Origin of the sequence: Polyangium sp. y55x31, assembly GCF_029946505.1 — a bacterium.
GTDB lineage: Bacteria > Myxococcota_A > Polyangia > Polyangiales > Polyangiaceae > Polyangium.
This window is the reverse complement of record NZ_JARZHG010000010.1, coordinates 213906-236425: the sequence shown is the minus strand read 5'-3', so window position 1 is coordinate 236425 and position 22520 is coordinate 213906. Positions and strand designations below refer to the sequence as shown.

General features: G+C 67.9%; 15 protein-coding genes. All 15 read left to right on the top strand.

Going from position 1 to position 22520, the window contains the following annotated elements; genetic code table 11:
• Positions 1-73: 73 nt before the first annotated feature.
• From QHF84_RS20135 to QHF84_RS20065, 15 genes are read left to right on the top strand one after another with little or no spacing between them, the layout of a single operon-like run.
• Complete coding sequence (locus QHF84_RS20135; RefSeq protein ID WP_281314961.1) at positions 74-643, top strand: DUF4255 domain-containing protein; 570 nt, start codon at positions 74-76, stop codon at positions 641-643.
• Positions 640-1659, top strand: coding sequence for a hypothetical protein (locus tag QHF84_RS20130; RefSeq protein ID WP_281314960.1), 1020 nt, complete (start codon positions 640-642; stop codon positions 1657-1659). The genes QHF84_RS20135 and QHF84_RS20130 overlap by 4 nt, the downstream gene beginning before the upstream one ends.
• An 11-nt stretch (positions 1660-1670) precedes the next feature.
• Positions 1671-3083, top strand: coding sequence for a phage tail sheath C-terminal domain-containing protein (locus QHF84_RS20125; RefSeq protein ID WP_281314959.1), 1413 nt, complete (start codon positions 1671-1673; stop codon positions 3081-3083).
• 25 nt (positions 3084-3108) lie between these two features.
• Positions 3109-3546: a phage tail protein gene (locus QHF84_RS20120; RefSeq protein ID WP_281314958.1), complete on the top strand. Its 438-nt coding sequence runs from the start codon at positions 3109-3111 to the stop codon at positions 3544-3546.
• On the top strand, positions 3543-3989 hold the full coding sequence (locus QHF84_RS20115) for a phage tail protein (RefSeq protein ID WP_281314957.1): 447 nt from the start codon (positions 3543-3545) through the stop codon (positions 3987-3989). Before QHF84_RS20120 ends, QHF84_RS20115 begins: the two co-directional genes overlap by 4 nt.
• Before the next feature lie 3 nt (positions 3990-3992).
• Positions 3993-4154 (top strand): DUF5908 family protein, encoded by a 162-nt coding sequence (locus QHF84_RS20110; protein WP_281314956.1) that lies wholly within the window; start codon positions 3993-3995, stop codon positions 4152-4154.
• A 3-nt stretch (positions 4155-4157) separates the two neighbouring features.
• Complete coding sequence (locus QHF84_RS20105) at positions 4158-4823, top strand: hypothetical protein (RefSeq protein WP_281314955.1); 666 nt, start codon at positions 4158-4160, stop codon at positions 4821-4823.
• 53 nt (positions 4824-4876) lie between these two features.
• On the top strand, positions 4877-6616 hold the full coding sequence (gene vgrG / locus QHF84_RS20100) for a type VI secretion system tip protein VgrG (RefSeq protein WP_281314954.1): 1740 nt from the start codon (positions 4877-4879) through the stop codon (positions 6614-6616).
• Positions 6617-6624: 8 nt separating this feature from the next.
• Positions 6625-7101: a GPW/gp25 family protein gene (locus QHF84_RS20095; protein WP_281314953.1), complete on the top strand. Its 477-nt coding sequence runs from the start codon at positions 6625-6627 to the stop codon at positions 7099-7101.
• Between the two features lie 24 nt (positions 7102-7125).
• Positions 7126-10224 carry a baseplate J/gp47 family protein gene (locus QHF84_RS20090; protein ID WP_281314952.1) on the top strand — a complete coding sequence of 1033 codons (3099 nt, stop codon included), beginning with the start codon at positions 7126-7128 and terminating at the stop codon, positions 10222-10224.
• A gap of 21 nt (positions 10225-10245) precedes the next feature.
• Positions 10246-12555, top strand: coding sequence for a hypothetical protein (locus QHF84_RS20085; protein ID WP_281314951.1), 2310 nt, complete (start codon positions 10246-10248; stop codon positions 12553-12555).
• A 55-nt stretch (positions 12556-12610) separates the two neighbouring features.
• Entirely contained in the window at positions 12611-15610 is a 3000-nt protein-coding gene (locus QHF84_RS20080) for a hypothetical protein (protein WP_281314950.1), read from the top strand.
• A 3-nt stretch (positions 15611-15613) separates the two neighbouring features.
• On the top strand, positions 15614-17941 hold the full coding sequence (locus tag QHF84_RS20075; protein WP_281314949.1) for a contractile injection system tape measure protein: 2328 nt from the start codon (positions 15614-15616) through the stop codon (positions 17939-17941).
• Positions 17935-19293, top strand: coding sequence for an ATP-binding protein (locus tag QHF84_RS20070; RefSeq protein WP_281314948.1), 1359 nt, complete (start codon positions 17935-17937; stop codon positions 19291-19293). The genes QHF84_RS20075 and QHF84_RS20070 overlap by 7 nt, the downstream gene beginning before the upstream one ends.
• A gap of 36 nt (positions 19294-19329) precedes the next feature.
• Positions 19330-22518, top strand: coding sequence for a Rossmann-like fold-containing protein (locus tag QHF84_RS20065; RefSeq protein WP_281314947.1), 3189 nt, complete (start codon positions 19330-19332; stop codon positions 22516-22518).
• Positions 22519-22520 lie beyond the last annotated feature (2 nt).

Genomic DNA, 22520 nt, shown 5'->3' with positions numbered 1-22520 from the left:
TGGCCCGCGCCTTGCTTTGACGTCACGCCGAGCTCGCCGGCGGCCCGCACCGCGGTGGGATCAGGATCGACCCATGCTTGACGTTGCGCTCGCGTTTCTCGTGAAAAACCTCAACGCCCAGGTGGCGCTGCGGACCGGCTCGACGTTCGGCGGGGCCGAGCTCGGGCGGATCGTGGACGAGGCCGGCAAGTGCGCGATCCAGGTCGATCACGTCGGGGTCGCGATCGTCAACGTGGAGGAGGAGCGCGTCTTTCGCGCGCAGCTCCCCGAGCTCACCCGCGAGAATGGCAAGATCCTCAAGGTCGAGCCGCCGCTCCGGCTGAATCTCTACGTCATGTTCGCGGCGAACTTCCAGCGATACGATCAGGCGCTGCGCCACCTCTCGCTCGTCCTTTCGTTCTTCCAGGCGAACCCCGTCTTCACGCAGAGCGCGTATCCCGGGCTCGATGCGCGCATCGAAAAGCTCACGGTCGAGCTCCTTTCCCCTTCGTTCGAGCAGCTCAACCAGATCTGGGCCTTCATCGGCAGCAAGCAGCTCCCATCGGTCCTTTACAAGGTGCGAATGGTGACGCTCCAGGATGAAGCGGCCTCCGGCATCGTCTCGCCCGTCTCGGGCCTCGACTTCGGCATGAGGGCGCCGTGACCGTCCGATTCGAATCCCTGTTCTCGCTGCGCGTGACGCACGAGTACGACGGCGGGACGTTCCCCGACATCGACTTCGTGCTGCCCGCCGATACCACGCGGATCCTGTGCGGCGCGCGCGCGTTGACGAGGGCCTCGAACGGCGTCCTCGAGGCGCACTTCCAGGCCGTCGGCGATCGCGCGCCGCTCGTCGGCGCCGCCGGGACGACGCTGCGGATCGGCCTCCGGCCGACGGATCCGTTCTTCTTCAATTACACCGCGCTCCCGTCAGCGCCGCCCGGGAGCGTGGCCTACCATTGCAATGGGAAGTCGCCGAGCGCGCTCGATGCGGCCGAGCCGCGAAAGCTCGTCGGCTCGCTCGTCGCGCATGCGCTCGGCTTGTCGGCGCGGCCCGTCACCGTGACCTTGCGCGACGCCGCGGGGGCCGCGATCCGCGTCGAGGAGGTCACCGCGGCGCGCTCCGCGACGCACGTCACCTTCGAGCTCGATCGCATGCCGCCCGGGCCTTTCTCGATCGAGGAAGCCTACGAGGGCGCGGAGACGCGGACGACCGAATACCTGACCGAGCCGGAGCTGCTCCGCGCCGGCGTGGTCGTCGTGGTCGACATCCACGTACACGATTTCTTCCATGCGGAAGGTGGAGCGCCGGCCTTCGAGATTGGCTTCCGGGCGCGAAAGGAGACGTTGAATTATTATCTTGTGATCGACAAACCCTCGAGCACGGAGCTCGAGCACCTGTCGGTCTCCGATCGCGGCGCGGCCGAGGAGGGCCGCGACGAAATCGCGTTCACGCGGGTGCTCGACTCGGCGTTCGGCCGGGGCGAGCCCCCGCTCTCGCTGCTCGCGCGCGGGGGAGCGAGGGTCGTCCTTTTTCGGTCGCAGGCGCCCGTCGCGCGGCGGCGCCGCGCTGCCAAAAAAATCGAACTCAGTCGCAATGGTGACGTCCTCATCGAGAACCTGCCCCTGCCAGGCGCCGACAAGGCGGACGCAAACCAGATCATCCACATCTCCAGATAGAGGTCCGCTCCATGCCCACGTACCGTACACCTGACGTTTACGTCGAAGAGATCCCGATGTTTCCCCCCTCCGTCGCGGAGGTGGGGACGGCGATCCCTGCTTTCATCGGCTACACCGAGAAGGCGACGAAGATCAAAAAAGATGATCTGCTGAAGACGCCCACGAAGATCTACTCGATGGTCGAGTTCCAGACGCTCTTCGGTTTTCCCAAGGCGGACGAGATCGGCGTCAAGCTCGGCCGCGACGACAAGGGAGTGGCCGTCTCCGCCGACATCACCCCGCCGGAGCCGTCGTTTCTCCTCTATTACGCGGTGAAGCTCTACTTCGACAACGGCGGCGGGCAATGTTACATCGTCTCCGTCGGCAACCACGACGCCACGAAGATTTCGCCCGACGACCTCGAGGCGGGCCTCAACGCGGTGCGGAAGGAGGACGAGCCCACGATCCTCGTCATCCCCGAGGCGACGAAACTCGTCCACGCCAAATACGCGTCGCTCTGCGCCGCGATGCTCAAGCAATGCGACGACCTTCGTGATCGCGTCGCGCTCTTCGACGCCTGGAAGGGCGACGTGGGCCCGGACGAGGACGTCGTCATCGGCGAGGACGGCGGCAAGGAAGTGAAGAAGAAGGTCATCGAGGCAAACCGCGATGCCTGGACGGGCGTGCTGAAGTACGGCGCCGCGTATTACCCGTTCATCAAGACGAGCTTCAATCACCACGTCAACAAGGACGAGAGCAACGTGATCGTGACCGACGACAAGGGCACGGCGAAGCTCGGCGCGCTCGTGGACAGCGACACCACGGCCTACAACCTCGTCAAGGCGGAGCTCCAGAAGCATTACGTGGTCATGCCGCCGAGCGGCGCCATCGCCGGCGTCTACGCCGCGACCGATCGCGCGCGCGGCGTCTGGAAGGCGCCCGCGAACGTGGCCCTCGCGGACGTGATCGAGCCCGTCGTCCGGCTGACGAACGAGAAGCAGGACGCGCTGAACGTGGACCCGACGACGGGGAAATCCATCAATGCGATCCGCGCGTTCGCGGGCAAGGGCACGCTCGTCTGGGGCGCGCGCACGCTCGCGGGCAACGACAACGAGTGGCGCTACGTCTCGGTGCGGCGCTTCTTCAACATGGTCGAGGAGTCGATCAAGAAGAGCACGTACTGGGCGGTCTTCGAGCCCAATGACGCGAATACCTGGGTCAAGGTGCGCGGCATGATCGAGAATTACCTGACGGACAAGTGGCGCGAGGGCGCGCTCGCGGGCGCGTCGCCGAAGGACGCGTTCTTCGTGCGCAGCGGCCTCGGGACCACCATGAGCTCGCAGGACATCCTCGAGGGGCGCATGTTCGTCGAGATCGGCATGGCCGTCGTGCGTCCTGCCGAGTTCATCGTGCTCCGGTTCTTCCACAAGATGCAGACGTCGTAATCCCCCGTAAAAAGGATCCAAAGCCATGCCCGCAACGTATCCGCTTCCGGTCTTCCACTTCACTGTCGAGTGGGGTGGCAGCCGCGTCGGCTTTTCCGAGGTCACCGGTTTGACGCAGGAGAACCAGGTGATCGAGTATCGAGACGGCTCGTTCCCCGAGTACTCCTCCATCAAGATGCCGGGGCTGCGCAAGTTCAACAACATCACGCTGAAGCGCGGCGTCACGAAGGGGGACAATCAGTTCTTCAAGTGGCTCAGCACGATCAAGCTGAACACCGTCGAGCGCCGCAACCTCATCATCAGCTTGCTGAACGAGGAGCACCAGCCGGTGATGGTCTGGAAGGTCATGAACGCGTTCCCCGTGAAGGTCGAGGGCCCGCAGCTCAAGGCCTCCGCCAACGAGGTCGCCATCGAGTCGATCGAGCTCGCGCACGAGGGCCTCGAGCTGCAGAACGAGTCATGACCGCCTACTATCCGCCCGTCGGGTTCCACTTCCGGGTCGAGGTCCTCGGTCTGTCCGCGAATGCGAGCGACGTCCGCTTCACGGAGGTCTCCGGCCTCGCCGTGGAGCTCGTCTCCGAGGAGGTGCCCGAGGGCGGAGAGAATCGGTTCGTCCAGAAATACCCCACTCGGGCCAAGTATCCCGAGCTCGTCTTGAAGCGTGGCCTCCTGACGAGCTCGGAGATCATCGACTGGGTGGAGCAATGCGTGGAGAAGCTCGAGATCACGCCGAGGAACATCGACGTGATGCTGCTCAACGACGAGCACGAACCGCTCCTCACCTGGCACGTGGTGAAGGCGTATCCCACGAAATGGTCGGTGAGCGATCTGAACGCGTCGAACAACACCGTCGTCGTCGAGACGCTGCAGTTCGCTTACCAATACTTCACGCTGGACAGGTCCTGAGCCATGCCGATCTTCGTCGAAGAGGTCGTCATCACCGTCGAGGTGGGCGAGGAGCCCGCGAAGGACGGCGCGACCCGCGCGCCGTCGCCCGAGGACCGAGGCGCGCTCGTCCGCGAGTGCGTCGAGCGCGTGCTCGAGATCCTCGAGCAGAGAGAGGAGCGCTGAGCCGTGGACCGAGGCGCGCTGGAGAAGCTCCGCATCGAGGCCCATAAACAACCGGCGTGCACCGACGCCGCGGTTGCCACGTTCGAGGCGTACGTCAACCCGAGCGAGATCACGCTGTCGTACGAGCTGGAGTACGACAGCGCGCAGGGCGCGGGCACGACGGGCAGCCGGATGGAGTTCAAGCGGATCAAGCCCGGCGATCTCACGCTCTCATTTTTCCTCGACGGGACGGGCGCGAGCGGCAAACCGCTCGACGTGCAGAAGAAGATCGCCGAATTCCAGCGCGTGACGGAGTACAACGGCGATATTCATCGGCCGAACTACCTCCGGGTCGCCTGGGGGAAGCTCACGGTGAAGCGCTGCGTGCTGAAGAGCGCGAGCATCGCCTACAAGATGTTCAAGCCCGACGGCACGCCGATGCGCGCCGTGATCACCGCGACGTTCACCGACAGCGTGGATGACCAGACGCGCGTCGCGATGGCGAACGACAAATCGTCGGATCTGACCCATACGAGGGTCGTGAAGGCCGGCGATACGTTGCCTGGGCTGTGCACCGAGGTCTACGGAGACCCGCGCCATTACATTCACGTGGCCGCCGCGAACCGGCTCGATGATTTCCGGTGCCTCGTGCCCGGGACGCGGCTCGTCTTTCCCCCCCTGGAGAAGTAGCCATTTCTGCCGAGCGAACCCTCCCTGTTTCTCCCGACCACCGCGAGTTCCTCGTGAAGGTGGGCGGCGAGGACGTGCCCCGCGAGCACCACCTCGTCGCGGCCACGGTGACGAAGACCGCGAACCGCGTCGCCTCGGCTCGCCTCGTGTATAGCGACGGCTCGGCCTCGCAGGGGAATTTCGCGCTCGCGAGCGCCGAGACGTTCGCGCCCGGCAGCGAGATCGAGATCCTCGCGGGCCCGAACGACGAACCCGTCTCGCTCTTCAAGGGCATCGTCGTCCGGCAGTCCATCAAGGTGCGCGAAAAAGGCGGCTCGCAGCTCGTCGTCGATTGCCGCCACGCCGCCTTCAAGCTCACCGTGGGCCGCAAGAACGCCTGCCACTTCGATCGCAAGGACAGCGACGTGATGGAGTCCCTCCTCCAGGCCGCCGGCCTGACCGCCGACGTCGAGGCGACGACGACGTCGCACCCGCAGCTCGTGCAGTATCGCTCGACCGACTGGGATTTCCTGCTCACGCGCGCGGAGGCGAATGGCAAGCTCGTCTTGACGAACGATGAAAAGGTCACGGTGAAGGCCCCCGCGTCCGGCAAGTCGGTCGTGACGCTCGCGTTTGGCGCGACGATCCTCGAGCTCCACGCGCAGATCGACGCGCGGCTCCAGTTCTCCGCGGTGAAGAGCGTGACCTGGGACGCGGCCGAGCAGGCGCTTGTCGAGTGCGAGGCCGCCGATCCGGGCGTGACCGGGCCAGGAAACACGAGCACCGACGATCTCGCGGCCGTCGCGGGCCTGTCGAGCTACGAGCTCCGTCATTCGTCGCTCGACAAGGACGAGGCGCAGGCATGGGCGGACGCCGCCTGGCTCAAGTCGAAGCTCTCCAAGGTGAGCGGCACCGTGAAATGCATCGGGCTTCCGACCGTGAACGTCGGCGACGTCGTGACCCTCGCCGGCCTCGGCGATCGTTATGGGGGCGACGTCCTCGTGACCGGGGTTCGCCACGACATGACGCCGGGCGAGGGCTTCCGGACGCACGTCGCGTTCGGCGGCGTCGAGCGCTTCGCCGCGGAGGAGGAGCGTTCCTTCTCGGCGCCGCGCGCCGGCGCGCTCCTGCCGAGCGCGGGTGGTCTTTCCATCGGCAAGGTCGTGAGCAACGAGGACGAGGCGGGCGAACATCGCGTGCGCGTGCGCTTGCCGCTCGTGGATCCGTCGGGCGACGGCGTGTACGCGCGCGTCGCGAGCCCCGACGCCGGCGAGGAGCGGGGTTTTTTCTTCCGGCCCGAGGTCGACGACGAGGTCGTGGTCGGGTTCCTCGACGACGATCCCCGCCGCCCCGTGATCCTCGGCATGCTGCATTCGAGCGCGAAGCCCGCCCCGCTCACGGGCTCCGACGACAATCACGAAAAGGTCTACCAGAGCCGCTCGAAGATGCGGATCTACCTGAACGACGACAAATGCATCCTGCTGCTCGAGACACCGGGCGGCAACAAGATCACGATGAGCGACGAGGACAAGGGGATCAAGATCGAGGATGCGAATGGCAACGTCATCGCGCTCGACGCGGACGGCGTGCGTATCGAGAGCGCGAAGGCGTTCGCCTTGAAGGCGGGCGCCGAGGTGAAGATGGAGGCCAGCACGTCGCTCGAGGCCAAATCGGGCACGGAGGCCATGATCGAGGCCGGCACGGCGCTCAGCGCCAAGGGCGGCACCGAGCTCAAGCTCGAGGGCGCGAGCGGCGCCGAGCTCTCGAGCTCGGCCGCGACGGCGATCAAGGGCAGCCAGATCAAGCTGGGGTAGGGAGCACCATGGCATCGGACGACGGAAACCCCAAAGGTGAATCGATCCTCGGCGTCGGCTTCGGCTTTCCGCCCGAGTTCGTCTGGGAGCGCGGCGAGGCGCGGATGGTCTCGGGCGAGGAGGACATCCAGCAGAGCCTGCGTATCCTCTTCGGCACGACGCGCGGCGAGCGATTCCTCGTCCCGACGTACGGGCTCGACATGCGCGAGCTCGTGTTCGAGGCGACGAGCACGACGACGAGGAGCCTGCTCGCCGATCGGATCAAGGTGGCCATCCTGATCCACGAGCCCCGGATCGAGCTGCTCTCGCTCCGCGTCGACGCCCTCGATGCGAACGCGGGATCCGTCCTCGTCTCGATCGAATACGCGATCCGGACGACGAACTCGCGATATAACCTCGTGTTTCCATTCTACGTCGTCGACAGCAATGAGGTGAGGGGCTCCGTCAATGCCCCTTCCGCCGGCGCCGAACTCAAGGGCCGTTGAAGGCCGAGACGGGACGAATCTGCCATGTCGAGAGAGGACATCGTTCAGAACATGGTCTCGGAGCTCGGCCAGAGCCAAGGGGATCGTGAGGCCCCCGAGCTCGAGCCGGGCTTCGTGGAGATCGACGAGCGCTCGCCGGTCGAAATGGCGGCGTTCGCCGAGGCACTCTCGAAGATCGTCCGGTTCCATGGCCTGCCGAAGGCGGGCGGCGGCGCGGCGATCGAGCCGGATCGCACGTTCGAGCCCTTCTTCCGCGGCGCGGCCGGCAAGGCGCGGCGCCTGCTCGCCAAGCCCGACGGAAATGCGCCGCCGCACCTCGCGTTGTTCCTCTCGTTCCTCGCGCTGCGGGAGGATGTCCGCGCGCTCGTCAATCGGCTCCGCGACGAGCACCACGATTTTCATTTCCGCCACGTCCTCGGCTTCGAGCCCCGGCAAGCCGTGCCCGATCGGGCGTACGTCGTGGTCGAGCTGAAGAAAAATGCTGCGAGGACGAGCCTCCTCCCGGCGCACGAGCTGACGGCGGGCAAGGACGAATCGGGCGTCGAGCAGATTTACGTGCCGGTGCGCGAGGTGGTCGTCTCTGCCGCGCGGGTGGCGGAGAAGCGCTCGGTTTACGTCGATCGCCGCGGTCACGGCGTGGTCCGCTGCGCGCCCGTCGCGGACTCGCTCGACGGGATGGGCGCGCCGCTGCCGGAGGACGCGTCGTGGCGGCCCTTCGGCAGCCCGTCCTTGCAGCCCGCCGAGCTCGGATTCGCGCTCGCGTCCCCGATCCTCCGCATGGCCGAGGGGCGCCGTGGCGTGAAGCTCACGCTGGAGGTCGGGGGCGCGAGCTTCGCGGCCGCGTCGCTCACCGGCGTGTTCCAGGCGTACCTCACGGGCGCGAAGGGCTGGATCGGGCCGCTCGATCCGAAGGTCGAGGTGAACGGCGCGTCGTGGGTGTTCTCCTTCGAGCTGCCGGAGGGCGAGGCTGCGGTCGTCGATTACGATGCGAAGACGCACGGCGGGTCCTGGGCCGCCGAGGCTCCGATCTTGGAGCTCCTCCTCGTACCCGGGGCGGCGCTCGGGCACGAGGACCTGAAATCCGTCCAGCTCTCGAAGGCCCGCATTGTGGTCGACGTCGCGCGCGTCCGCTCGCTCGTCCTCGAGAGCGACGCGGGCAAGCTCGATCCGAAAAAACCCTTCTTGCCGTTCGGGCCCCAGCCCGAGATTGGCTCGCGCTTCACCATCGGCTGCGCCGAGGCGCTCTCGAAGAAGCTCACGAAGCTCCACGTGCACGTCGAGTGGCAAGGTTTGCCCGCGAGCTTCGCCACGCATTATGCGAATTACGGCAGCCAAGCCATCGATGCGAGCTTCTTCCGCGTGAAGGCCTCCTTCCAGGACGCGACCGGCGGCGGGCATCCGGTGACGAGCCTCGAGCTCTTCCCGACCGACGGCGTCATCGAGGTCTGGTCCGGCGCAGCGCAAGGCGGCGCCGAGCTCTCGCGGGGAAGGGTGCTCCACGCGCTGCGCACCGCGGGCGTCGTGAAGCTGCGTGACGAGGCGAACCGCATCACCAAGATCAAGCGGACGCTCCACGCCGGCCCGGGAGCGGCCCCCGAGGCTTCTCCCGGCGCCGTCACGTTCTCGATCGAGCGCGGATATTTCCTGGGTGATTACCGCAAGAAAATGGCGGAGAACATCGCGGCGCACGAGGCGGCCGTGACCCAAAACCTCGTCGATCACGCGAACGACGAGAACGTCGACCTCAAATACACCGCGCTCGTCACGCTCGCCGAGCCCTACACGCCGAAGCTCCGGTCCATTTCCCTCGATTACGCGGCCGACACGGGCCTCGTCGACATCGGGCTCGGCACGGAGGACGCCTTCGCGAGCCCCGACGTGCAGTTTTTCCACGTCGATTGTTTCGGCACCCGGCGCGAGCACGGCTACCTCCGGAGCGGGCTCTCGTTCGTCGCGGACAAGCAGGTGCCGCTCCTGCCGCCGCACCCGCACGAGGGCGAGCTCCTCCTCGGCCTCACGGGCGTCTCGCCCGGCGACAGCGTGAGCTTGCTCTTCCGTGTCGCGGAGGGCAGCGCCGATCCGGACGTGCAGTGGCCGGCGGTGCAATGGTCCGTCCTGTCGAACAATCAATGGTGTCCGCTCGGCGCCGGCGAGATCGAGCGCGACACGACGCAGGGCACGAGGCGCAGCGGTCTCGTCGTCGTCAGCGTGCCGCGCGCGGCGACGACGGAGGGCACGCTGCTGCCGGCCGGGCGCATCTGGCTCCGAGCCGTGGTGGACAGCGCCGCGAACGGCGTGTCCGCGCTCCGCGAGATCCTGGCGAACGGCGTCGAGGTCGTGTTCTCCGATCGCGGCAATGACCCCACGCGCCTCGCCGCGCCGCTCCCGAGCGGGCGGATCACGCGGTTCAAGGCGCCGGTCGTCACGGTGAAGAAGGTGATTCAGCCGGATGCGTCCTTCGGGGGCCGCGAGGTCGAGCCGGCCGAGGCGCTCCGCATGCGGGCCTCCGAGCGGCTGCGCCACAAGAATCGCGCGGTGACGCCCTGGGATTACGAGCGGCTCGTGCTCGACGCGTTCCCGTCGGTCCACAAGGTGAAGTGCGTGCCGCACGCGAACGACGCGAGCTTCCTCGCGCCGGGGCACGTGCTCGTGATCGTGGTCCCCGATCTGCGGCGCGGCGTCGGGGGGAGCCCGCTCGCCCCGCGCGTGGACTTCGACACGCGCGAGTCGATTCGCGACTTCCTGCAGGCGCGCACGGGCGTGCAGGTCGTCGTGCACGTGAAGAACCCGGCGTACCAGCGGGTGCAGATCGAATGCAAGGTCGCGTTCCGCGGCGGGGACTTCAACATGCAGAAGGCCAAGCTCGAGCGGGAGATCATCGAGTTCATGTCGCCGTGGGCCTTCGACGCCGCGCGCCCGATCTCGTTCGGAGGGCGCGTGTACCGATCGGTGCTGCTCGATTTCGTCGAGGAGCGACCGTACGTCGATTACGTGACGAACTTCGCCATGTACACGTTCGACGCCGAGCGCGGCGACGCGCGGGACGTGGTCGAGGCGCGGGCGGCGCGGCCGGACACGATCCTGGTCTCCGCCGAAACGCACGGCATTTCCAAGGTCGGCTAGGAGCCGCGGGACGAGGGCGCCATGGAGCAGAAGAGAATTCCCAAGACACCGCCGGCCGAGCCTGCGCTCGATCGCCAGAAGCTCTACGCGAAGGGCGTCGATCTGCTGCGCGCGCTCGCGGGCAGCACGTGGACCGATCACAATACCCACGATCCGGGCATCACGATGCTCGAGATCCTGACGTATGCCCTGACGGACGTCGCGTACCGCGCGTCCTATCCGATCGAGGATCTGCTGGCGAGCGAGGCCGACGACGCGGCGCGCATGAAGGAGCAGTTCCCGACGGCCCGCCAGCTCTTGCCCGGAAAGCCGCTCACGGAGAGCGATTATCGCAAGCTCGTGATCGACCTGCCGCAGGTGAAGAATGCGTGGATCGAGACCCTGCCCCGCACGCTCCACGTCGATCTCGTGGCCGGCGCGCTCTCCCGGCAGAAGCCGGCCGAGGCGTCCCGCGAGGTCAACGTGCGAGGCCTCTACCGGGTGCGCGTCGATTTCATGGATGACGTCGAGCCGAAGCAGCACGCTAAGATCCTCGGCCTCGTGCGCGCGCGCCTGCAGGAGAACCGGAACCTCTGCGAGGATTTCGTGGAGGTCGTGGGCATCGGGCAGGAGCCCTTCGTCGTCCGCGCCGATCTCCTGGTCGACCCGGGGGCGGACATCGTCGAGATCGAGGCGCAAGCGATGTTCCGGATCCAGCAATGGCTCTCGCCGCCCGTGCCGAGCCACGGCCTCGCGAGCGTGCTCGCGCGGCCCAAGCCGGGCGGCGCGCGGCGCCTCGTGGAGGACGCGTTCGAGGGCCCCGCGCTCGATCATGGCTTCATCCTGGACGAGGAGCTCGGCACGGCGAAGCCGATCGAGGAGATCCGGCTCTCCGACGTGATCTGCATTCTCATGGATATCGAGGGCGTGCAGGCCGTCCGCGACGCGGTCGTGCTCCCCGCGCGCGCGGGCCGGCCGGTCGAGGACCGCTGGCGCGTTCGCGTGACGAAGGGCATGCGCCCTGTGCTGGATCGAGAGGGCTCTCGGTTCGTCATGCACAAGCGGCGCATGCGCGTGTCGGCGCCGCGCGAGGCCGCCTTCGCGCGCCACGACGAGCTCGTCCGGGAGGCGCGCGAGGCGCTCGAATCTCCGCGAAAGGACGACCTCCCGATCCCGCTCGGCCGCTTTCGCGACGTCGCGCGGTATCACTCGCTGCAGAATCATTTCCCGGCGATCTACGGCCTCGGCCCGGAGGGCCTCCCGCCCGGCGCGGACGAGGCGCGCGGGGCGCTCGCGCTTCAGCTCAAGGCGTTTCTCCTGCACTTCGATCAGATCCTGGCGGACGACTGCGCGCTCCTCGGCAACCTGAAGGAGCTCTTTTCGACAAACCCCGAGGCGCTCGGCGGCTACTTCCATCACAAGGTCGATTCGTTCGCCGACGCGGACCGCGTCTACGCCGTGACGGACGTCGCGAAGAACCTCGAAGAGCCGCTCGTCGAGCTCGAGCGGCGCAGCCGGCTGCTCGACCACCTCATCGCCCGTCATGCCGAGCGGTTTCACGAGTTCGACGCGATCATGGCGCCTGCGGCCTCGGCGAGCCCCGCGGAGACGATCGCCGCGTTGAAGGAGAGCATCCGCGCGAAATGCGAATTCCTGCGGAGCTACCCCGACGCGATCGACACGGATCCCGCGCGCCCCGGGTGGGACGCGCGTGGGCTCGCGTCGGCGCGTGGGCTCGGCTACGACGCTTGGTCGAAGGCGGCCGGGGCGCGGTGGGACACGCGCAACGTCTCCGGGGTGGAGAGGCGCGTGGCGAAGCTCCTTGGCATACGCGATGCACCACGACGGGATCTCGCGGCGTCCACGACCCCGGAGGAAGGCATGCTCCTCATCGAGAACATCCTTCTTCGCGGGGACGAGTTCAGCGGACCGCTCCTGCCCGTATGCGTCGACCCTACATGCACCGATTGCGCGGAAGACGATCCTTATTCGTATCGGGTCCACGTCCTGCTGCCGGCCTACGCGGGGCGGTTCGCCGACATGGGCTTCCGGCGCTTCGCCGAGGAGGTCCTTCGCGAGGAGATGCCGGCGCACGTGATCCCCAAGGTTTGCTGGGTGGATCAGGACGACATGCGCGCGGTCGAGGTCGCGTACCGGAAGTTCCTCGAAGTGCGGGCGAACGGCCCTGCCGCGGAGCGCGCGGGGGCGCTCGGGGAGCTCATCCGGGTTCTTTACGCCGTGAAGAACGTTTACCCGGCCGAACAGCTTCGATGGCCCGAGGAGGGCGAGCCGTCGCTGTTCATCCTGTCGCAGACGCGGCTCGGCAGCGCAAAGAAGAAGAACGACACCTGATGCGACGGCGCCGTCCGGGCCATCGCGCGTAGTGGGAGCGATCGACATGTACGTAATGAGCAGGCGCCTTTCGCAGATCTCCACGAGTCATCCGGTCTTCGAGGAGGATCAGGTCCTCACGCACCGGCAGCTCAACGACGCGATCGGGTATCTCGACATGCAGGAGCGGCTCGCGCGGATCGAGCTCGCCGGCGTGGGGATCGTGTGCGGGCTCCGGGTCTCGCTCGCGTCGGACGTCGTCACCCTGACGAAGGGGATCGGCGTGACGACGGACGGCGACCTCGTGCGTGTGGAGGGCACCGAGAAGCTCACGGCGTTCGCCCCGTACCGGGACGTCGTGCCGCAGGCGGAAGGCGAGGGGACCGAGGCGCCGAAGGGCTGGTTCGGGAGCGAGGCCTTCGAATTGCTGCGGCGTCCCGAGGACAACCCGCGCGGGGCGAAGCTCTCCGAGTTTGGCGCGAAAACCAAGCACTCCCTCGCCAACATGGCCGTCGTGCTCCACGTCGAGAGCCGCATCACCGATCCGGATCTCTGCTCGGGGACGGATTGCGATAACCTGGGGCAGATCGCCTCGCACGAGGTGAAAATCCTCCTCGTCGACAAGTACGAGGCCGACAAACGCAAGGAGACCGTGGCGACGCCCGACGCGACGGCGCGGAAGCTTCTCGGCATCACCGCCGAACGGGCGCTGCTCCCGGGGGTGGTCACGCCGACCACGCTCTACACCCAGTACCAAACGCGCTGCGCTTCGATCGTCGAGAAGCTCGGCCGGGCCTTCAAGAAGCTCTCCGAGGTGCGCGCCGAGCCGGGCCAGGCGATCCTCGACGATCTCTTTCCCAGCGATCCGACGCCGGACTGGAAAGAGGCGCTCGGGCGGTATCTGACGGCGAGCGCGTCGTCGGGCGGGGGCATTCTTTACTTCCACGATTTCTTGAAGGACGTCGTCGAGACCTACGAGGCCTTCCGCGACGCGCTGCTCGGGGAGACGAGCGCCTGCCGGATCGATTTCATGGAGTTCCCCAAGTACCTCCTCCTCGGACGGCTGGATCCTGCGGCGAATCCCTCGACGACGCGGACCGGCTTTTATCCCTCGTGCACCACGGGCGCGCTGCGGGGCCGCGTCGACCGGGCGCGTTTCCTCGCGGCCAAGCTCGACGCGATGATCAAGGGTTTTTCCGGAACGACGCCCGCCGGCACCATCCACATCACGCCGAGCGCGGGCGAGGACCGGAGCCTGGAAGAGCGCGCGATGCCGTTTTATTACCCGGCGAGCCTGCACGAGCTCTGGAGCCACGAGCTCGCGCGAAAGGGGAGGAGCGCCTGGGTCTACTCGTACCACGCCCCGACGTACGGGGCGCAGGGCGCGGCCGCGAGCCCGCTGGAGTCGCCGATTGGTCGATTCTCGTTCTTCCGCGTGGAGGGCCACGTCGGCATGGATGTCGAGGCTGCCGTCGCCAATATTGAGAAGAAGATCCAGGACTACGATCTGCCCTTCGTCGTCCGGGCGGTGGCGCTCGACAGCGATCGGACGAAGATCTGGAAGCGGCCGCTGCCGCGCTACACGGATCTGCACCAACTCCACCGGCTGGTGCGGCACGGGCTCGCCGAGCAGATCGAGGCGGCGGCGGATTTCGGGGAGCGGCTGGAGACGAACGTCAAGGAGGTCGTCGATCAGCGCCGGATCGTGGACGACGCGGCCGGCGTGACCCTCCGGAAGGTGGCCGGGGAGAAGCGGCAGACGATGGCCGGGAGCGCCGCGAAGGCGAGCGCGAAGCTCCGGCAAACGTATTCGAATTATGCGCGGTCTTCCTCGTGGAAGGAGGAGGTCGACAGCATCACGGTGGCCGCGAGCGAGCTCAAGCACGGGCTCCGCGACATCGCGAAGACGGAGTTCGTGACGCCGATCGACACGCTCATCGGCAGCGTGCACGTGCAATGGATGGATTGGCTCGACGAGCTCGTGAAGGAGAACGAGGACAAGGCCGACGACAAGGTCCTCTTCAAGACCTTCCTCGCGGACCACCCGGGGCTCGAGCACGCGGGCGGGGCGCCGCGCGGCGGGACGCTCGTCCTCGCGTACGACGCATCTCGCAAGGTCGTCGCCGATTTCATGCTCCCGTATTTCTGCCCGGAGCCCGAGGAGCGCGCGCCGGAGCCGCCGCCGAAGCCGCGGCGCCCGCTGCCGGAGCGTCCGTGGCTCGTCTACGAGAAGGCGATCACGCTCGACGTCCCGGTCGTGACGCGCGTCGAAAGGGCGCGGGAGGAGCTGCGCAAGGAGAACCTGCTCAAGGCGCGCGAAGTCGAAGAAAAGGTGGACCTGAAGCTCGGCGAGCAAGGCAAGACGCTCGACGTGCTGCGCGCCGAGACCCAGTCGAAGCTTCTGGATTACGGCCGGGAGACGGCGAACAAGCTCCTCGAATACACGAACCAGACGCACACGAAGCTCCAGGACTTCACGGCGCAGACGTTCAACAAGCTCGGTGATTACAGGAGCGAGGTCGATCTCAAGCTGAGGGATTTCCGGAGCGAGACCACGAGGGACATCAACGAGAAGGTGAACCTCTCGAAGGGCGCGATCGACGTCTTCGACAGGGCCGTGGGCATCGCCAAAGGGGGCGCGGGGATCGAGAAGGCGGTTTTGCGCGCGGGTTCGTCGGTGGACATCGGCGTGGACGACGAGCTGCTCGGCCTGCACCTCGAGGAGCTCTCCACGAACACGGGGAGGGCGAAGTCGGTCAAGGAGAAGCTGCTCGATCCGGACGTCTCGGCCGTGGAGCGGGCCGCGCTCGAAAGGCTCCTCGATCGCGTGGAGGGCGACATCGCGAAGGGCGCCGCCGATTGCGCGACGTACCTGCGCGACAAGGCGCTGCCGCTCACGAAGGGCACGGATGGAATGGTGGCCATGAAGGTCATCGCCGAGAGCGTGGAGCAGCTCCAGGGCGAGCGGGCCGTGGCGGCCGCGAAGGCGGGCCTCGACGAGACGGGCGCGCGCGCGCCGGATGCGATGAAGTCGGTGCTCGGCACGATCGCATGCCGGATCAAGGCGAGGGGCTGAACCATGCCGAGCGAGGCGCACCGGATCCGGCGGCAGTGCTTTCGCGTGCGAGCCCCCTCGCAGGCCTGGGCCTTCGAGGCGCGGAGGCGCCTGCGCGCGGATCTTCCGGACAAACTCCTGCCGGCGGTCGAGCGCGCCTTCGACGCGGTCTTTCCGGGGGACGAGGTGCTCGAGGTCCCGCGCCTCGAGGTGCGGGTGCGCGTGCCTTCGATCGAGGCGCTCTCCGACCGGTTGCCGGAGCTCATCGAGCGCGAGGTGCGGGAGCAACTCTCGGCGCTCGCGGCGCGCGCCGCGGCCGCGCCGGGGACGGACGTGACGGCCCGGCGTTCGTCGCTCGCGCGGAGCCGGCGTGAGGCGTTGATCCATTACCTCGCGTCGGGATCGGTGGCGTGGCCGATCATGGGCATCGACGCGGATCGGGCGTCGATCCTCGCGGCGCTGCGGCCGAGCTCGGCGGCCGAGGCGGCCCTCTTGCTGCTCGCCTGCGAGGGCTCTCCGACGCTGCAGCGGGAGCGGGTCGTCTGGCACGTGCGCCTGCTCGGCCTGCTGGAGGAGCAGGCCTGGAGGGACGTCGCGAGGGAGCTTGCGGGACACATTCCCGGTTCGCAGGAGGCGGCGCTGCGCGCGATCAAGTCCCTCGTGGAGGCGGGCCAAGCGCTGACGCGGAACACGCGGCTGTGGCTCGCGGCGGGCGTGACGGCGGCCATGCGATTCGCTTCGACACGAGCGGTGGAGGGCGAGCTGCGCGCGATCGTGGTCGAGGTGGTCGGTGGGACGAGCGCCGGCCCGATCGAGGCGCGTATCGCGGCGCTGCCGGAAGGCGTTCAGGCGTATCTGGAGCGGGTGCTTTCGGGGAGCGTGCCACGGGAGGAGAGCGCGGGGGCGGAGGCGCGTGAGGCGTCTGCTGGAGCCGGAGAGGCGGCCGTGCAGGCGTCGGCGGCTCTGGATGCGGGGGCGGAATCGGATGCGGCTGCGGCGGCGCGGCGAGCGAGTGAGGAAGGGGGCGCGGAGTCGAGGCGCCGTCTTTCGACGGAGGCGCTGTCGGACGAGGGGAGTGCGTCGCACGCGACGGAGGCGCTGTCGGACGAGGGGAGTGCGTCGCACGCGGAAGCGGGGGCGGAAGCGGGAGCGGGGGCGGAAGCGGAAGCGCTTGCGGAAGCGGAAGCGCTTGCGGAAGCGGAAGCGCTTGCGGAAGCGGAAGCGCTTGCGGAAGCGGAAGCGCTTGCGGAAGCGGAAGCGCCTGCGGAATCGGTGGCGGTGCCGGCGCCGGCAGATTCAGCGTCGGAGGCAGAGGCGAATGCGGCGGACGCGAATGCGGCGGCAGCCAACGCGGCAGCTCCCATGTCGGCGCGCGAGTCGCTCGCGGATCGCGCCGTCACAATGCCGAGCCGCGCCCTGCAGAACGAAGCCGAAGGGGCGCCCACGAGCGCGACGAGCCCGGTCACCGCTTCGGCCGCGACCGAAAAGGCCCAGGGGCCCACGACCAAAACGGTGCTCGACACCCCCGCCGAGGTGCCCCCTTCGAGCGTGACGCCGAGCCCGATCGGCAGATCGCCCGCCGGCCCTTTCCCGAGCATGCCCGCAGCGCCGCGGCCCCCAGCGCAGGACCCCGATCGCGGCAACACGCCCGGACCTACGCCCCGCCAAACCCCGCCGGTATCCGCGACGTCCAAGGCCCGCGCGCAGTCCCCCCTCGCCGCCGACATCGAAATGCCGCGCCAAACCTCCGCGCGGTCGCCCCTCGCCGCCGGCGTCGAAATGCCGCGCCAAACCCGTTCGCCCTCGTGGGCTCCGGCCGTGGATCCCGCGGCGGGGCCTCATGGGCTCGTCGTGGGGCACGCCGGGCTCGTCCTCGTGCATCCGTTCCTCGCCCGTTTCTTCGAGAGCGCCGGCGTGAAGCGGCCGGATCGGCGGGAGCTCGACGAGGGGGCGCTCCCGCGCGCGGCGGCGCTGCTTTGCCTGATCGCGACGGGCTCGGACGAGGCGCCCGAGCTCGAGCTCGGCCTCGTCAAGGTGCTCGTCGGGTTGTCGCCCGGAGACCCGTTGCCCTTCGGCGCAGGGCTCACGACCGAGGCGGATCACGAAGAGGTGCGCGGGATGCTCGAAGCGGTCATCCGGTATTTTCGCGCGCTGAAAGGCACGTCGGTCGAGGGGCTCCGGCGATCGTTCTTGGAGCGCCGCGGCATTCTTCGCGCGGAGGAGCGGCAATTCAAGCTGCAGGTGTCGCCGGCTTCGTTCGACGTCCTGCTCGGACAATTACCCTGGGGAATCGGTCTCACGAAGTTGCCATGGATGAAGAAACCGCTCGTGACGGAGTGGCCGCCGTGCTGACGGAGAACGCGCGCGACCTCGAGCAAGAGCTCGACTGGCTGGCCCGCGTGCTCGACGCGCGGCTCAAATCGTACTTCGGCCGGGAGCCCGCGGGCGGGCCGATCCCCGAGAAGGTGCCGGCGCCGTCGCTCGACGCGAGCCGATCGCCGTACGCCGAGTTCGTTCGGCAAAACCAGATCGGCCCGGAGCTGCGCCTCGTCCTGCTGCTCGCGCTCGTGCCGCACGTCCGCCCGCAGCTCCTCGACGTGCTCTGGGTGCGAAACGAGGCCACCCAGCGCGGATTCACGGAGTTCGGCGGGGTTCATGCGACCACGCACGGGGGATTCTTGCCGACCGGCGAGACGGCCGTGTTCCTCCTCGCCGGCGAGGACCTCGCGTCGCGGTTCCGCGTGATGCGGTTCTTCGACGGGGAAGGGGTCCTCGCGCGCACCGACGTCGTCCGGCTGGAGACGAGCGGTGGCAGCGCGGAGCCGGAGCTCTCGGGCGCGCTCTCGATGTCACGCGAGTTCGTCCAGCGCTTTACGTCGGGCGCCGCGCGGAGCCCCTCGTTCGGCGCCGATTTCCCGGCGCGCCTCTTGCGCACCGGCCTCGCGTGGCGGGATCTCGTGCTCCCGGCCTCCACGCTCGCGGAGCTCGAAGAGATCAAGGCTTGGTTCGAATACGGTCACGTGCTCCTGCACGACTGGGGGATGCACAGCAAGCTGCGGCCCGGCTTCACGTGCCTCTTCCACGGGCCGCCGGGGACGGGCAAGACGCTCGCGGCTTGCCTGCTCGGCAAGCATTGCAACAGCGAGGTCTACCGGGTCGATCTCGCGTCGATCGTGTCGAAATACGTCGGCGAGACGGAGAAGAACCTGTCGCGCGTCTTCGATCTCGCCGAGCATCGGCGCTGGATCCTGTTCTTCGACGAGGCGGACGCGCTCTTCGGCAAGCGGACGCGCGTCGACGACGCGCACGATCGGTACGCGAACCAGGAGGTGAGCTTTTTGCTCCAGCGCATCGAGGATTTCGACGGCGTGGTGATCCTGGCCTCGAACATGAAGACGAACATCGACGACGCGTTCGCGCGGCGGTTCCAGGCGGTCGTGCAATTCTCGATGCCGCGCCCCCACGAGCGATTGCGGCTCTGGCGGGAGGCGTTCTCGTCGAAAGCGACGCTCGACCCGCGCATCGATCTGCGACGCCTGGCCGATCGATTCGAGGTGTCGGGCGGCGTGATCATGAACGTGGTCCGCCACGCGTCGCTGATGGCCTTGCGGCGGGGAGGCGGCACGATCCTTGAAGAGGACCTGGAGGAAGGCATCCGGCGGGAGCTTCTGAAAGAGGGGCGGACCCTGTCGACGGTCTCGTGATCGGCGAGGCGGCACACGGCGAAAGAGCGAGGCGTCATGGGTTCGATGGATGGGGGGCGACAGAAGACGGTGAATCGGCCCCCGACGCCGACGGTGCAGCCCGTCGCGCAAGCGGTGGCGCAGGGGCGCATTCAGTGCGCCGGCGACCTGCGTGTCTCCTCGCCGCGTGACCCGGCCGAACGAGAGGCCGAGGCGACCGCGAAGAAGATCATGCGAATGGCGGCGCCGTCGACGGAGCGCTTCGGCGCGGCGGCGGCGCTCATGCGGCAGCAAAGCGCGCCGGGGACGATCGATCGCAAGGCGGAGGGGCCGGGGACGGTGGCGCCCGGGATCGCGGCCGAGATCGCGAACGAAAAGGCCGCGGGCAGCCCCTTGCCGTCCGGCGTGCGTCGATTCATGGAGCCGCGCTTCCGCGCCGATTTCGGGGCCGTGCGTGTGCACGCGGGGGACGCCGCCGCGAAGCTCGCGCGGCAGGTGCGCGCGCAGGCGTTCACCGTGGGCAACCACGTCTTCTTCGGCCGCGATCGCTGGAAGCCGGAGACGTCCGAGGGCAAGGAGCTGCTCGCGCACGAGCTGACGCACACGATCCAGCAAGGCGCGTCCGTGCAACGCAGCGCGGAGCCGTCCGTCTCCGAGCGCGTGGGCGCGCCCGCGGTGCAGCGCCTCGGCATGAGCGACGCGCTCGCGTACTTCGCGGACAAGGCAAACCTGATCCCGGGATTCAGGCTCTTCACGATCATCCTCGGGGTGAACCCCATCGACATGAGCCGCGTCGAGCGGAGCGCCGCGAACATCCTGCGTGGCGTGATCGAGATGCTCCCCGGCGGCGGGCTGATCCGGATGGCGCTCGACAATCACGGCGTATTCGAGCGCGCCGGGGCCTGGGTCGAGGCGCAGATCCGCTCGCTCGGGATGACGGCGGGCGTGATCCGCGACGCGGTGAGCCGCTTCCTCGATTCGCTGGGCATCACGGATCTCCTCGATCTCGGCGGGGTCTGGCAACGGGCGAAGCGTATCTTCACCGAGCCGATCGATCGGATCACGCGATTTCTCGGCGGGCTCTTGCGGGGGATGGTCGATCTCGTCAAGGACGCCATCCTGAGGCCGCTCGCGGGCCTCGCGTCGCAGACGCGCGGCTGGGACCTGCTCAAGGCGGTGCTCGGGAAGGACCCGATCACGGGCGACCCGGTGCCGCGCAACGCGGAGACCCTGATCGGCGGCTTCATGAAGCTCGTCGGGCAGGAGGAGCTCTGGCAGAATTTGAAGCGCGCCAATGCCATCCCGAGGGCATGGCAATGGTTCCAGAACGCGCTGCAAGGGCTCCTGGGGCTCGTGCGCTCGATCCCGTCGCGGTTCGTCGAGGCGCTCCGCGGCCTCGAGCTCTCGGACATCGTGGCGCTGCCGCAGGCGTTCAGCCGCGTCGCGGGCGTGTTCGGGACCTTCATCGCCGATTTCACGGGCTGGGCCTTGAATACCGTCTGGGACCTGCTCCAGATCGTCTTCGAGGTCGTCGCGCCGAACGTGATGCCGTACCTGCGGCGCGCGGCCGCGGCGTTCCGCACGATCCTGAAGGACCCGATAGGCTTCGTCGGGAACCTCGTGCGCGCGGGGATCCAGGGCTTCCGCCAGTTCGCGACGAACATCCTCTCGCACCTGCGCGGGGCGCTGATCGGGTGGCTGACGGGCGCGATGAGCGGGGCGAACATCTACATCCCGCAGGCCCTCAACCTGCGCGAGATCGTGAAGTTCGTCCTCAGCGTGCTGGGTTTGACCTGGCAAAACATCCGGCAGAAGCTCGTGCGGGCCGTGGGCGAGACCGCGGTCGCGGCCATGGAAACGGGCTTCGACATCGTGCTCACGCTGGTGCGCGAGGGGCCGGCGGCGGCGTGGGAGAAGATCCAGGAGAGCCTGAGCAACCTGCGCGAGATGGTGCTCGAGCAGATCATGGCGTTCGTGCGGGATCGCATCGTGACGGCGGCGGTGACGAAGCTCGTCTCGATGCTGAGCCCGGCGGGCGCGTTCGTGCAGGCGATCCTCGCGATTTACAACACGGTGATGTTCTTCATCGAGCGCCTGCAGCAGATCGCGCAGGTCGCGGCGACGATGATCGATTCGATCGCGGCGATCGCGGGCGGCGCGATCGCGGCGGCGGCGAACCGCGTGGAGCAGACGATGGCCCGTCTGCTGACGCTGGTCATCAGCTTCCTCGCGCGCATCGCGGGGCTCGGAAAGGCGAGCGACGCGGTGACGAACGTGGTGACCCGCGTGCGGCAGCCGATCGACGGGGCGCTCGAGCGGGTGATCGACTGGATCGTGGCGCAGGCGCGGCGGCTCGGGAAGTTCGTCGCGCAGGCGGGGGTGCCGCAGGATCCGAACACGCGGCTGCGGCTCGGGACGCAAGCGGCCGTCGCGGCGGTGAATCGATTCGCCGGGACCCGCGTGGGCGCCGCGGTGCTGACGCCGCTGCTCGCGGTCATTCGCACCCGCTACGGGTTCACCGTGCTCGAGGTGATCCCCGTCGGGGGCAAGTGGCACGTCCGGGCCATCATCAACCCGCAGTTCGTCATGCCCACGGAGGCGATGCCGACGGGGAGCGTCACGCCGACGGAGGAGACGAGCGTGCTGCTCGTCGGGGAAGGCAATTTCACGTTCGCGCTGAGCATCGCCGGGAAGATGACGCTCGGCGGGCGCCTCGTCGCGACGGATTTCACGGTCGAGGAGCGCAAGGCGCTCAAGAAGAAGTCGAAGAAGGAGCAACGAAGGGACGCGGCCGTGGCCGAGAACGTGGCGGCGCTCCAGGCCATGGACGTCGAGGTCGAGAGGCAGGTCGATGCCTGCGATCCGACGACGTTCCCGCAAGGAACGTTCGACGTCATCGTGTTCAATCACCCGTTCGTCCTGACGAAAAAGAAGGACAAGAAAACCACGCAGGGCAATGAAGAGGCGAACATCGCTCTCATCTCCCAGTTCCTCGCAGCCGCCATGCAACGCATCCGGGAGGGCGGGCGGATCATCATCATCTCCAGCATGTTCCGCTTGAGGCGATGGAAGCTCCACGAGACGATGGCGAAGCTCGGGCTCGACCACAAGGTCCAGCGCTTCGTCGCCGAGGACTTCCCGGGGTATGTTCACGAGAAGACGAGGAACTCGGACAGCGCGGAGACGGTGAAGAAGTCGCCGCAGCTCGCCATTACCTTCACGGTTCGCGCACAACGCACCACCTGAGG